This window comes from Bacillus sp. 1NLA3E, assembly GCF_000242895.2.
Taxonomy (GTDB): domain Bacteria; phylum Bacillota; class Bacilli; order Bacillales; family Cytobacillaceae; genus Bacillus_BU.
Genome location: NC_021171.1, coordinates 2,940,416 through 2,952,858, shown reverse-complemented (window position 1 = coordinate 2,952,858; position 12,443 = coordinate 2,940,416). Strand labels below are relative to the sequence as shown.

Below are 12,443 nucleotides of genomic sequence, written 5' to 3'. Positions count from 1 at the left end.
TAACAAAGGGCTACTAATTTAAGGAGGATTTTAAATGAAGAAGTTTGGTCTTGCTTCGCAAATTTTTGTTGCACTTGTACTCGGTATTGTTCTTGGTGCTTTATTTCATGGTAATGAAACAGTCATGGCCATTATCGCTCCGATTGGCGATATTTTTATTCGTTTAATCAAAATGATTGTTGTCCCGATTGTCATCGCTGCATTAGTAGTCTCAATAGCGGGAGTTGGCGATATTAAAAAACTAGGGAAATTAGGGGGGAAGACCCTTCTATATTTTGAGATTGTCACGATCAGTGCTATTGCGATTGGATTGCTGTCGGCAAACTTGTTCCATCCGGGCTCTGGTTTAGATACAAGTAATCTTGAAAAAAGTGATATTTCAAAATACGAGGCTACAACGAAAACAGTTGAAAGTCATGGCTTTGCGGACACGATTGTCCATATTGTTCCGAAAAATATATTTGAATCCATGGCTCAAGGGGATTTGTTGCCAATTATTTTCTTCTCAGTGTTTTTTGGTTTAGGAATTGCGGCTATAGGGGAAAAAGGAAAACCTGTCCTTGGGTTTTTTGAAGGTATATTGGATGCGATGTTTTGGGTGACAAATCAAGTGATGAAGTTCGCACCATTTGGTGTGTTTGCGTTGATTGGAGTGACTGTTGCTAAATTTGGGATATCTTCATTAATCCCTTTAGGGAAATTAGTGGTGGCTGTGTATTTAACAATGATATTTTTTGTATTCGTTGTTCTTGGAATAATTGCAAAAATGTCTGGGACAAGTATATTTATTCTAATAAAAGTGTTAAAAGAAGAACTAATATTGGCTTTTACAACCGCAAGTTCAGAGGCTGTTCTACCAAGGCTTATGGACAAAATGGAGAAGTTTGGTTGTCCGAAATCGATAACTTCATTTGTTATTCCAACAGGTTATACGTTTAATTTAGACGGTTCATCCATTTATCAAGCACTAGCTTCACTTTTTGTTGCCCAAATGTACGGGATTAATCTATCATTGACACATCAAATTACATTGTTATTGGTGCTAATGTTAACTTCAAAAGGAATGGCCGGTGTTCCGGGTGCATCATTCGTTGTCGTTTTAACAACACTTGGTTCTATGGGGTTGCCAATAGAAGGTGTCGCATTTATCGCAGGTATTGATCGCATTTTAGACATGGTACGAACAGCGGTAAATGTTTTAGGGAATTCATTAGCGACGATTGTCATGTCAAAGTGGGAAGGTGAATTTGATGAAGAAAAAGCGAATGCTTACATTAATTCAACTAAGCAGGCAGAGGTTGCGTAATATATAACGAAATTGAACCTTATGGTGAGTTTATCGGTGGTGATAATAGTATCTGTTTTGAAAAAACAATTTTGTAGAGAAGCTGACACCATTCCTTTCTTTTTTGTCAGGTACGTCAAGGTAGATATGGTAAAAGGTTTCTTCAACTATTGGGCGCTTTCCTTTAAATAAGGATTGCGTTCTTTTGTATTATAGGACCATTTAACAGAACAATACCTTTAAAGAAAAATGGGTCCTAGTATTAAAGTTTAGAAGGAATTGTGAAATTCTTAACAAATTCTTTTATTTACAAATAACAAAACTATCAAATCCTAATATATGGTAAAATTAAACATATGCGATTGTGAAATAAAAGCAGTCGCTTTTTTGAGTTTAACTATTTTTTCACACTAGACAAATAATTACATACAACAGAAAGGATTCAAATGAAAAACACAAAAAAATTATTTAAATTTCTCGGCTTAATTACTATATTACTAGTAATAACACTTTTTCGTCCCACATGGACTCAGCATATAAAAGGCAATAATAGTATAAGCACATTAGAACAAGTAGAGATAAATGGAAGCAGTCACGAAATAATGATACGTGGCAATGATAAGGATAATCCAGTTATTCTTTTTGTACATGGAGGACCAGGAACTTCAGAAATACCGTATGCTGATAAATATCAGGATTTATTGGAGTCAAAATTTACGGTCGTTAATTACGATCAAAGAGCAAGTGGAAAATCATATCATTTTTTTGAGGACTATTCTAACCTTACACCAGGCTTATTGGTAGAGGACTTATTGGCTATCACGGATTATGTAACAGAACGTCTTGGTAAAGAAAAGGTAATACTTATTGGTCATTCTTATGGTACATATATTGGAATGCAAGCTGCCCAAAAAGCCCCTCAAAAATATGAAGCATATATTGGTATTGGACAAATGAGTGACACAATAGAAAGTGAGATTGACAATTTAAATTACACTATTGAAAAGGCACAAAATGCTGGAAATACGGATGATGTTTTATATTTACAAGGATTAACTGAAAAAATCAAAAAGGGCGATATGTTTACCCCAAGGAATTATGTTATCAAATATGGTGGAGCTACAAGACTTATTGATAACCCTGATGGTGATAACATAGGTATGTTATTAAGTAGTGAATATAACTTATTAGATGTAATCCGTTATAACTATGGGTTAACCTATTCACAAAATATTTTGTTAAAGGATTTAACGGAAAATCCATTACCTTCCATGGTGAAAAAACTTGAATTACCGCTCTATATTATCATGGGAAAATATGATTATATGACTTCTTCTAATGCAGCAATAAAATACTTTGAAATGATTGAAGCCGATAAAAAGGAATTTATTACTTTTGAACAATCAGCTCATTATCCACAGTTTGAGGAGAAGGAAAAATTTTATCAATGGATGTGCGATTCGTTTTTAAAATAAATAGGGTACTATTTTCATACCTGAAAAGAGTTTGTGAAGAATTGTACTTTAAGCTAACGAGGTTCGTTGATCCAAGATGGATTCACGCACCCGTTTGTTGAAACTATTGTACTAAAGTAAGCAGTTGAGTAAGGGCGGTTATTAGTAATGAATTTCTGAGTATTTAAATATAAAAATGATTTAGGAGGTACTATGAACTTTTTTCTTAAATTATTGGCTTATGTTGTCTTTGTAATCGGGTCACTATACTTCTTCTTTGGAAAAAATAATTCCTCCGAGAAACAAAGGAGAAAACAAATAGGGATAATAATGTTAGTAAGTATTTTAATATTAAGTTACTATTATTGGTTTCCTAATTAAATCATCATATTCCAATAAGGAACGGTGTTTCAAAAACAACTGAGTGTCATTTTTCCTTCTTTAATATCGGGTAGCTTACCTGGAACAACGGTGATGCACTTTTCTTATTTAAGTAAAGGGAAGTTTGGTTGAATAAGGAATAGGAAAATATAGTAAAGAAAACTCGCCAGTATAATTCGGCGAGTTTTGCTTTTTTATTTGCTAATAACAAAACAATTGTCATTTTGGTTTATGACTTCAAAACGGGCAGAAGAGTTAAAAATTCTTTACTTAGAGTAAACTCTAAGTATTACTCTTCATTTGTATCACAAATTAATAGAGAGAAGAAATGATATATCAGATTTAATGGAGGCGGTTATATTGACATATTCTATTGGAGAATTTTCTAAAATCGTTGGGTTAAGCGACCATACATTGAGGTTTTATGAAAAAGAAGGGTTAATAAAAGTAAGCAGGAACGATAACAATGTCAGAATCTACTCGGATGAAAATAAATTATGGATTGAATCTTTGCTCCACTTGAAAAATACCGGTATGTCACTAAAAGACATGAAACAATTTGCCACGTGGGGGCATATTGGAGATGCAACAATGGAAGAACGGTTAGCTTTACTTAAAAATCATCGCAAAAAAGTAGTCGAAGATTTGAAGAGGCTTCGTCAAAGTTTAGAGCATCTGGATAATAAAATTAATTTTTATGAAAATGAATTAGGAGACTGTTTCTCTACAAATTAAGCAACCATTTGTTTTTTTCATTTGCGAATAAAATAAAAATAAAAAAACACTTGCCTTAGAGTGCTCTCAAGGGATTAACCTTTTCTTGCACCATTTAAATACATGAAGAGTTGATAACCCTTTACAAAAATAGTGCGAAACTAAGAAGAACATATAAATAAACATATAGAAAGAGGTTAAAAAATGAACACAAAATATAGCAACGTATTTGAATCACTTACATTTAAAACTGGTATCACGATTAAAAATAGAGTCGTTATGGCACCAATGACAACTTGGAGCAGTAATGATGATTACACCGTTTCAGATGAAGAAGTGAACTATTATAAAAGAAGAGTCAATGGAGTAGGACTTGTTATCACTGGCTGTACACATGTTCAACCAAACGGTATAGGTTTTACGCATGAATTCGCAGCTTATGACGATAAATTTATTCCAAGTCTACGGAAACTGGCGGATGCGGTGAAAAGTGGAGGAGCTCCTGCGTTACTTCAAATTTTTCATGCAGGAAACAAGGCATTGCCTTCTTTAACACCAAATGGTGAGGTGGTTAGTTCCAGTGCTTTAGGGACTGAAGCTACTGCATTTGCTCCTACAGTATTCCCTAAAGAACTTTCACATGATGAAATAATAGAAGTGATTCATGCGTTTGGAGAAACAACTAGACGAGCTATTGAAGCTGGTTTTGATGGTGTTGAAGTTCATGGTGCACACGGATTTTTACTTCAAAACTTCTTCTCTCCTTTCTTCAATAGACGTAAGGATGAATGGGGTGGCTCTCTAGAAAATCGCTTGCGTTTCCTATTGGCAGTCATTCAGGAAATGAAAAATGTGATTAAGAATCATGCAACAAAGCCATTTATTTTCGGATACAGAATATCACCTGAAGAACAAGGCGGTTATGGGATGGAAGATGCCTATGAATTAATTGACCGTTTGGTTGAACAGGAATTGGATTACATCCATGTATCGCTTGATGATGTATCTTCAAAACCACGAGGCATTGAAGATGGAAAAACACGGCTTGAATTAATTGTTGAACATGTAAACGGCAGAATTCCTCTAATGGCTGCTGGTTCTATGGTAACTGCTGATGATGTCGCATCAGCATTAGATAAAGGTCTATCCCTAACAGCAGTTGGTCATACGTTAGTCATGAATCCAGATTGGGTAGAAAAGGTTCAGAATGGAAAAGAAACTGAAATTAAGTCAGCAATTAAGACTTCTCAAGTGAGCGATCTTGAGCTTCCAGAAAAACTTTGGGGGATCATTCAAGCTTCAGGTCCATGGTTTAAGATTGAAGATTAAAATTGAAAAGAAAATTTACTGTTTTTTATTACGTTTGTATTGAATGGAATACGATGAATGATGTTAACATCAAGGGTGTGCTTTATGGTATTGCTGCTGTTCTTCCGTCTATGAAAGAAAGAAAAGAAGGTCATATCATCTGCCATCGTTGAAGATAGCAAAATTGGAATCGAGCATGCAAGCATTGCTCGTGCCATTGCATTTGCAACTGAACAACCATCAGATGTAGCGATTAATGAGCTGATTGTCCGTCCAACCATTAAAGAACTCTAAAAAGAAAGTCTTTGTAATGAGGCAGCCTCACTTTTTTGGGGCTGCTTATTTTGTATTTAAGACATTAATACAATTAAAATGGAGAATGAATTTTAAGCTTTGTGAAGCTTTGTACTTAAACAAACATGTTCTTAAGATTTTCAGCAATAGGGCGCATATGGGCTATTTAGTTCAATTTGGTAAGATGATTGTGCTAAATCATCTTCTGTTAATAAAAGTATGGTACCATCCAAATCACTATACCTTTGAGAACTTTCAGGGCGTTTTTTTTCCTTTTGATAAGAAAAAAGAACATAAGGGAAATTCTATGATATCGTTAAGAGATTAATTATTAAAAAAGGTATGAGGAGAATAAAAATTATGGGAAATACAGCATTAATAATTATTGACTTGCAAATTGGTGTTCAGCCTGAAAATGTTCCGCTTTATAACTTAGCCAATGTATTAAATGGGGTTAATCAAAGAATTCGTTTATTTAGAGAAAAAAACAATCCTATAATTTTTGTCCAACATAATGATAGTGATCTAGTTCTAAATTCTCCAGATTGGAAGCTATTTTCAGAGCTTGATGTTAAAGATACAGATATCTATATCAACAAAACACATGCAAACTCATTTTTCCAGACTGATTTGAATGAACAACTAAGGAAATTAAATATAAATAAACTTGAAATTTGTGGCGCGCAAACTGAATATTGTGTAGATACAACTATTAGAATGGCTCATGGATTAGGATATAAATTATTTATGAAAAAAGGGTTAACTACCACCCTTAACAGTGAACTTCTAGGAGCTAAAACAATCATTGAGCATCATGAGAATCTCTGGAATAATAGATTTTTAACTTTTTTATAGAAAAGAATTGTTTTTATCAAAATGAGTAGTTCTTAAAAAGACCCTGTTCCGTGGGCGATAAATTTAAAATTGGTTTAAACTTAAAAGGTAGTGGTTGGATGAAGGTAAGTAAACAAAACGCAGAACATTACATATGGGGAAATATTTGTGATGGCTGGCATTTAGTGAAAAATAAAGACTTAAGTGTAATTCACGAACGTATGCCCCTTAACACTTCAGAAATAAGGCATTATCATAATCAAGCACGTCAATTTTTCTTTGTTTTATCTGGTACTGCAACAATAGAAATTAATGGGAAACGTACAACTTTAAACACTAATGAGGGAATAGAAATACCACCTCTAATTTCACACCAAATGATTAATGAATCTAATGGAGATGTAGAATTTTTGGTAATATCATCACCTAATAGTAGAGGCGATAGGATTTTGACAGATAAATAAATTGATTTTTTATTAAACTAATGGGCGCATTATTGGGGACCTGCTGGTTCATTTACTTGGATAGGGTACTGGGTGGGCGCAACTTTTTCTTACGTTTATTCGTTGTCTTCAATTGTTTGTATGTTTTTAAATAAAGAATAGAGTAATATTTTATTGAGGGTAATTAACTTATTTTTAATTTCGGGTTCACATTTTCCAATATCCGTTCAAAAAATTAAAGGATCTCCAAAGATAAATGGTAAAATATTTCAAAATGGGGTATTTTCTTGAACATTAAAGACATTAAAGCAGGTCAAGTAATCACCTTTTTATTAATTTTAATCACAATCTCACCGATAAATTTTATTGTACTTAAATTAGAATTAGGTTTTCTTGAATCATTTTTTGTGTTTTTAGTGTTGGGGACACCAGCCTTTTCTTTAATTAAGTATATTGAAAAACGTTATCAAAATAGGCAATGGATGCAACAAAGAGCTTCCGCATTATTATTGATGTTGGCTATAGGCATGTTCTTTGTTGGACTAATTTTATTCAATATTGGCTTAAGATAGGTTCTCAAGACGACTCTTGTTCATTATACAAAAGAATGTTAATTCTTTCTCAAGTAATGGGAAATTGTAATTTGTTAATGTTGATCCGACAGCCTTTTTTTAGTTTGTGAAACAATATACTCAAATTAACGGGTCCAAGAGCTAAAGAACAATTGAGCTGATACAGCTCTTTTTTCTTTTTCAAATTGAAGGGAGAGTAATTAAATGAATTCAACTGAAGTTTATTTAAAAACTGTTAAAGAAGATAATGAACATTTAAGAAATTTAATTTCTAAACTTGACGAACACTTATCCAGTCTCTATCCGAGTGAAGGTATCTTCGGAATAGACTTTAACGATTCAAAAATAAACGACATAACATTCGCTGTTGCATACATTGGAGATAGTCCAGTCGGGTGCGGAGCAATACGTCCATTGGACTCCGAAAACATCGAAATAAAGAGATTTTATGTTGATACAAATTATAGAAAAAAAGGCATTGCTACAAAATTATTGAAGTTCTTGGAGAAGAAAGCTGAGATTTTAAACTTTAAAACTCTGCTATTAGAAACTGGAAATGAACAACCAGAAGCAATTAGTCTTTATCAGAAAAACGGATATAACGAAATTGAACCTTATGGTGAGTATATCGGTTGTGATAATAGTATTTGTTTTGCAAAAAGAATTTTTTAGAGAAGCTCATACCATTCCTTTCCTTTTTGTCAGATACGTCAAGGTGGCTGCTTTACTTCAATAAGGAGTATAGCTATTTTTTTAAGGCTTCTTTTTTTAAAAGTAACGTAAGCAGTTTTAGCTTAATAAGCCTGATTTGGTTTATTGTGCTAAAATTAAAAGAAAAATTAAAGTGGGTTTTTTATTTGGAGCTCTTTTCGGAAAAGTTAATCCTAATATCATTATTTATATTTATCATTCATTCAATTGAAACACTCGCTTATGCTGTCAGATTATCTGGTGCAAGGGTAAAATTATTAGCCTCAGCATTATCTTTATTCAACCTAATGGTAATTATCTCTAGAATGGCAAATATGATGCAACAGCCTTTTACAGGAAGCCTTATTGATAATGCACCTAAAGAAAATACTTTACTTTTTGTAGAAAACCAATATAGGGTGATTATTGCTTCATCGACACTAGGAACAATAATGGGAGTTCTTTTGCTACCTACATTTATAACAATTTTTTCGAGGGCAATTATACATTTATCTGAGGAAAGAGGCTCTATCCCATCTTTAATTAAAAAAGGATTAACTGTTGAATACATAAAACGTGGAGTAAAACATATTCATTTACCAAGAATGTCTTATCTAAAGGATATACGAATGAAAGACATTCCGATAAAATTATTCGTTATTAATATGTTTATTACTGCCATTTATACAATTGGTGTCCTATCTGCATTATATGCGGCTTTAATAGCTCCAGAAAGAGCATCGACATCTATTATGGCTTCAGGACTTATCAATGGAATTGCAACAATATTACTTACAATTTTTATTGATCCTAAAATATCGATTCTGGCGGATGATGTAATAAACCAGAGGGGAAGTTATACTAGTCTAAAGGCATCGTCGCTAATGATGATTACTTCTCGATTATTTGGGACCATACTTGCTCAAGTGTTTTTTATACCGGGTTCTGAATATATTGCTTGGTTTACTAAATTTATTGTATAAAATTAAATATTGCTTGTTGAACAGGTGCAAGATTTAAGTTTGAGGCTGCCATTACGCGCAGCTTTTTATTTTTTTGTAAATGAACCAGGAGATTGGAAAGTTTCTAATATGGTGATTCCTGAAATATTAGTTCATTTGGCTAATTCGATTGAATAACAAATGCAAGTTAATCTGTATTCAATTAACGGATCAGGAGTGCAAGAAGGTATTTTAGTTTAATTGGGAAAATGTTACAATTTCGGTAAGAGGTGATACCAAATGAGTTTAATAATTTTTGTTATTATTCACATATTAATTGGATTAGCATTAATATTTTTTTACGGAAAATTACCTAAAGCATTATCTACATTTGCATTTGTGTTTTTATTTATGAGTTTTATTTATTTTGGGTCTATTATCTTGGAACTTATCTGTGACAGTTGGTACTAACGGGGTTTTCCTTTCTCCAAAAATAAATATTTATTAATAAATGGAAATATTAATATAAAGTGAGAATGGGAGGGGATAGTATTAAAAGCTTTATTAGATATTTTATTTGGAAATTAGTTATTATTCTTTTACTTTATTTAGGTACTGAAATTCAATTAAGATTAAAAGATTACCAAGCTCAGTATTTTAAGGTAGTTCCTCTTATGGCGTTTAATGTGTTTTTTCCTATTTTTATGGGTATAATCATTCGTCTACCACAATTATTATCTGATAAAATACATAAAAAACAATTGCAAGTTGATTGGGTGAAACTTTCTGTGATAGGGATTCCATCACTTTGTGTAGCTCTAAGTCCATTTCTAATTTTACTAAATACACCTTTATTCATCCGACTTTTTGTAATTCAATTAATAAGTTCCGATTTCTCACTGACTAGCTTAGCTGGTTTTATCTCTGTATTGAAGGAACTAAAAGACATTCGCCTTTTTTTGACGGAGAATTTGTTGATGAATACTATATGTCTAAACTTATATAAAAATATCTTGCTAAGCTAATGGGTGTGGATTCTTCAATCATGAAGGATCTCTTTTTTATATAGGTAATAGGGGCTTTTCATTAATATGGTCTTTTCCAATATATTCCCTTTTTAAAGGAAATTTAACCAAAACCTCCTTTGTTCTCACTTCAATGACTTATAAAAGGATAAATATTACAACAATGTGAAATACCAATCAAGGCTATTGTAAGCCTTACCGTCCCATGTTACTCTCAGGTGAAGTTAAATACGAGGAGGGATTTTTTCTAATTGGTCAGTTGCATCCCCCATTCCGACTGGTTAGGCATGGGAATATTAAATGCTGAATTTATCGCTTGTTGATATTATGGTTATCGCCTAATGATTTTGGTGTTGATAATGGTGATTGCCCAAACTAGAATGACGAGAGGTTGGAATCTATGGGAAAGAAACCAATGAATGAGAAAACAGAACCGGGAATATCGCGCCGACGTTTTTTATCTCTTGGTGTTGGTGCAGCAGGAACTGCAATCGCAATGGGTTATATTGGTGCGGCTGGGAAATTTCTAGAACCACCGGTAGCCAATGCAGAAACGCTAAAAGAAGTAGGGAAAGTGTCCGATTTTGAGGAAGGTGTTCCTAAATTAATTACTTATCAGGGGAGTGCCGTCGAAGAAGGCATCTACGTACTCAACATGGGAAACGAAGGATGGCTTGCTCTAGAATTTCTCTGCACCCATTTACAGTGCGCGGTAAATTACGAAGATGCATCGAAAACATTCATTTGTCCATGTCATGGGGGAGGATTTGATATTAAAGGAAATGTTCTCTTTGGACCAATACCAAAACCTTTACAACGCCGGGTTATTCAAGTTCAAGGAAATTCTGTAAGAGTAGGGGGAAGGTTGGTTTGAGAAAATGGCTTGAAGAAAGATTAAGGGTTCAGGAACTTCTAGACTCAATGTTTAAGCACCCTGCTCCTAAACGAAGTAATTTTTTAGACTATTTAGGCTTTGCTACTTTATTTGCTTTTATTAATGAAGCGATTACGGGAATATTATTGGCTACAGTATACATACCTTCAGCTAATGAAGCATACAACAGCGTCAAGGCTATAGAAGCTTCGGGTGCTGAGAATTTTGTTCGCTCCTTACATGCATGGGGAGCAGATTTCATGATTGTTTTAGTGGTTATACATTTGCTTCGTGTATTCTATGTCGGTGCTTATAAATACCCCCGTGAGTTAACCTGGGTTTCAGGAGTAATTCTGCTTCTGGGAACTGTTGCATTAGGATTTACAGGTTATCTTTTACCTTGGGATCAAGAGGGATATTGGGCAACGAATGTCGGTACGGCAATGGCAGGTTATGTTCCATTTATCGGGGATTATCTGATACAGGTTTTGCGGGATGGCGTAAACGTAACGGGAGCGACATTAACCCGGTTCTTCGCAATCCATATACTTGTTCTCCCTGGGATTATCTTATTATCTTTCTTGCCTCATATCTTTTTTGTTCTTCGTCAAGGTATGACTTCTACAGACGAACTTACTAAAGCAAAACAGAGGGGGGAAGATATAACCCAAAAGTCACGTCCTTTTTATCCAAATGAAGCTTTTCGGATGGCTTTTTTTATTTTAATTAATGCAGCTGCCCTTTTCATTCTAGCTGGTTATTTTCCTAAGGATTTGGGCGATCCAGCGGATCCATTAAACATGGAAAACTATACCCCTAAGCCTGCCTGGTATTTCATGGGTGTATATCAACTTCTAAAGTTTTTTCCTGGGAAGTTGGATGTCCTAGCGATGGTGGGGCTACCTTTGATAGGGATTCTTGTGTTATTTTTCTTGCCATGGATTGATCGTAATCCGAGTCGTACACCTAAGAAAAGACCCATTGCACTGGGTGTGGCAGCGGTAATAATGATAGGGCTAGGTATTCTAACCTATCAAGGAATGAGTTCTGAACCTAAGACTTTAGCCTCGACGGGCGTAGTTACCCATCCAAGTTTTCAAAAAGACATTCTACCTATTTTTCAGACTTCTTGCACCCAATGTCATCCTGGATACGGAAGCTATTCTGGAATTTCGAAGGAAATAACTCCTGGAAATCCTGATAATAGCCTGCTATATGATAGTTTGACAGGTAAAATGAAATTCCCGATGCCTCCTGGACAACCTTTGAGTAATGATACGATTCAAACTTTTAAAAACTGGATTCAGGATGGGGCAAAGAATAATTAAAATTTTACGACATTCATGATAATGCACTATAAATTGTTATAGTTTTAACTTTGAAATTAATGATAAATCCTAATTTAGGTTGGTTGAATGACTCCGTTTCTCAAATGGATCATTTGACTATCCTGTTTTTTTCGAGGCATGGCACAGTTTCATAACCGGAAATTGTGGGGCAAGCGGATTAAACCTTAATATTGTTCGGATGTGGAAGATAAAGATAATGATTTTGATTGCTGCCTTTAGCTTGTTAAACTACCGCACCCGTAGCTTAAGAAGGATTATTGATTTCTTCCATGGAGTATA

12 protein-coding genes and 1 pseudogene are annotated in these 12,443 nt (G+C 34.0%); all 13 read left to right on the top strand.

Features of this window, described 5'->3' with window-relative positions; genetic code table 11:
• Positions 1-34: 34 nt before the first annotated feature.
• The 13 genes and pseudogenes from B1NLA3E_RS13980 (at position 35) to B1NLA3E_RS13915 (ending at position 12,143) form a co-directional block, all read left to right on the top strand.
• A complete protein-coding gene (locus B1NLA3E_RS13980; protein WP_015594486.1) occupies positions 35-1,306 on the top strand; it encodes a cation:dicarboxylate symporter family transporter in 1,272 nt (423 codons plus the stop codon).
• 425 nt (positions 1,307-1,731) lie between these two features.
• Positions 1,732-2,760: an alpha/beta fold hydrolase gene (locus B1NLA3E_RS13975; protein ID WP_015594485.1), complete on the top strand. Its 1,029-nt coding sequence runs from the start codon at positions 1,732-1,734 to the stop codon at positions 2,758-2,760.
• A gap of 720 nt (positions 2,761-3,480) precedes the next feature.
• Complete coding sequence (locus B1NLA3E_RS13970; RefSeq protein WP_041580544.1) at positions 3,481-3,855, top strand: MerR family transcriptional regulator; 375 nt, start codon at positions 3,481-3,483, stop codon at positions 3,853-3,855.
• Positions 3,856-4,038: 183 nt separating this feature from the next.
• The gene (locus B1NLA3E_RS13965; RefSeq protein WP_015594483.1) at positions 4,039-5,163 is read left to right on the top strand and encodes an NADH-dependent flavin oxidoreductase; all 1,125 of its coding nucleotides are present in this window, start codon (positions 4,039-4,041) and stop codon (positions 5,161-5,163) included.
• A gap of 41 nt (positions 5,164-5,204) precedes the next feature.
• Positions 5,205-5,436 (top strand): annotated as a pseudogene (locus tag B1NLA3E_RS25665) (oxidoreductase); the annotation flags it as partial.
• A 360-nt stretch (positions 5,437-5,796) separates the two neighbouring features.
• Positions 5,797-6,291, top strand: a complete 495-nt coding sequence (locus B1NLA3E_RS13950) for a cysteine hydrolase family protein (RefSeq protein WP_015594481.1) — start codon at positions 5,797-5,799, stop codon at positions 6,289-6,291.
• Between the two features lie 98 nt (positions 6,292-6,389).
• Complete coding sequence (locus tag B1NLA3E_RS13945) at positions 6,390-6,734, top strand: cupin domain-containing protein (protein WP_041580541.1); 345 nt, start codon at positions 6,390-6,392, stop codon at positions 6,732-6,734.
• 266 nt (positions 6,735-7,000) lie between these two features.
• Positions 7,001-7,285, top strand: coding sequence for a hypothetical protein (locus B1NLA3E_RS13940; protein ID WP_015594479.1), 285 nt, complete (start codon positions 7,001-7,003; stop codon positions 7,283-7,285).
• 204 nt (positions 7,286-7,489) lie between these two features.
• Entirely contained in the window at positions 7,490-7,957 is a 468-nt protein-coding gene (locus tag B1NLA3E_RS13935; RefSeq protein ID WP_015594478.1) for a GNAT family N-acetyltransferase, read from the top strand.
• A 185-nt stretch (positions 7,958-8,142) separates the two neighbouring features.
• Positions 8,143-8,958, top strand: a complete 816-nt coding sequence (locus tag B1NLA3E_RS13930; protein ID WP_015594477.1) for a lipid II flippase Amj family protein — start codon at positions 8,143-8,145, stop codon at positions 8,956-8,958.
• A gap of 494 nt (positions 8,959-9,452) precedes the next feature.
• On the top strand, positions 9,453-9,941 hold the full coding sequence (locus B1NLA3E_RS25355; RefSeq protein WP_015594476.1) for a hypothetical protein: 489 nt from the start codon (positions 9,453-9,455) through the stop codon (positions 9,939-9,941).
• Between the two features lie 400 nt (positions 9,942-10,341).
• Positions 10,342-10,815 (top strand): ubiquinol-cytochrome c reductase iron-sulfur subunit, encoded by a 474-nt coding sequence (locus tag B1NLA3E_RS13920; RefSeq protein WP_015594475.1) that lies wholly within the window; start codon positions 10,342-10,344, stop codon positions 10,813-10,815.
• Positions 10,812-12,143 carry a cytochrome b gene (locus B1NLA3E_RS13915; protein WP_015594474.1) on the top strand — a complete coding sequence of 444 codons (1,332 nt, stop codon included), beginning with the start codon at positions 10,812-10,814 and terminating at the stop codon, positions 12,141-12,143. The genes B1NLA3E_RS13920 and B1NLA3E_RS13915 overlap by 4 nt, the downstream gene beginning before the upstream one ends.
• The last annotated feature ends 300 nt before the right edge of the window (positions 12,144-12,443 follow it).